Source organism: Nitratidesulfovibrio liaohensis (assembly GCF_011682075.1).
Lineage (GTDB): Bacteria > Desulfobacterota > Desulfovibrionia > Desulfovibrionales > Desulfovibrionaceae > Cupidesulfovibrio > Cupidesulfovibrio liaohensis.
Genome location: NZ_VSMK01000546.1, coordinates 1 through 1,411 on the forward strand (window position 1 = coordinate 1; position 1,411 = coordinate 1,411).

The following is a 1,411-nucleotide window of genomic DNA, read 5'->3' on the forward strand; positions in this document are numbered from 1 at the left end:
CCAATAAGACTCCTTTTTCGACCTTCGCCTGCGATTCGACGGCATACCCGCACCTCCTTGATTGGAGGATGAGCATGCAGGATTTCAAACGAGGGCGGTAGAAGGAGGTGATGTGACGCTTACGTTGAAACGCACACGGCGGACGTTCTTTCCGGAACGTCCGCCGTGTGCGTTTTGCTTCTTACTGCCTTGGGTCGCCGGGCTGTACCTGGTCGCCGGTAGGGGCGCCGGGCGGGTCTGGGTCCGGGGTGTGACCCGGTTCCGGGTCGCGGTAGGCGGTGGCGATGCGCTTGAATTCCTCTTCTGCCAGCAGGAAGGCGTCCACCACGGCGGGGTCGAAGTGGGTGCCCCGGCCCTTCAGGATGATCTCGCGCACCTTGGCGTGCGGAAAGGCGGGCTTGTACTGCCGGGCGCAGACCAGCGCATCGTACACGTCGGCCAGGGCCATCAGGCGACCGGAAAGGGGTATGGCCTCGCCCGCAAGGCCTTCCATGTAGCCGGAGCCATCCCATTTTTCGTGGTGGCTCCAGGCTATTTCCGCCGCCAGGTGCAGGAAGGCGTCATCCTCCATGCCCTGGGCCGCGTTGGCGATGATGTTGCGCCCGTGGCGCACGTGCTGGCGGATCACCGCGAATTCCTCGTCGGTGAGCTTGCCGGGCTTGAACAGCACGCTGTCAGGCACGGCCACCTTTCCCACGTCGTGCAGCGGCGCGGAATGGAACAGCAGTTCGATGTAGTCCTCGGTGAGTTGGGGGTAGGTTTCCTTGCCGCCGCCTCGTCCTATGTCCCGCAGGGATTCGGCCAGCGCCCGGACGTAGTGCTGGGTGCGCTTGATGTGCGCGCCGCTGATCTCGTCGCGGCTTTCGGCCACGGCGGTCATGGATTCCAGGGTCATCTGCCGGGCGTGGTTCAACTGGCGCAGCCGCACGAAGGCCGTGCGCCTTTCCCGCGCGTACAGCGCGAGAGACAGCAGCGCCCCCTGCAGCAGCGCGGCCAGCACGGGCGCAGCCATGGGCAGGGTTATGCCACGCCACGCGAACAGCGCGGACCCCACGGCGGGCATGACCAGGGCCACGGCCAGCGTGGCGCCCCCCGCCTGCAACGGCCCGGCCCGCAGGAACAGCAGCCCCGCCAGCAGGATGACCAGCATCGCCGGAACCAGCCGGTACGCGGCGGCATGGTCCGGTTCGCGCAGGGGGGTGCCGTCGAACAGGTTGTCCAGGGCCACGGCGTGCACTTCCGTGCCGGGGTAGCTGGGCGACACCGGGGTGTGGTGCAGGTCGTTGAGGCGTGCCGCGCTTGACCCCACGATGACCATGCGGCCCTCGAACTGGGCAGGGTCGTGCGCGCCGCGCAGCACCTCCGCCGCCGGGACGAAGCGGTGCGCCCGCGCGCCACCGGCAAAGCGCAG

General features: G+C 67.8%; 1 protein-coding gene. It reads right to left on the reverse strand.

Annotation, left to right across the window (positions count from 1 at the left end; genetic code table 11):
* Positions 1–181: 181 nt before the first annotated feature.
* Positions 182–1,411: HD domain-containing phosphohydrolase (locus FVW27_RS15530; RefSeq protein WP_167126818.1), on the reverse strand; the 1,230-nt coding region annotated here is incomplete at its 5' end.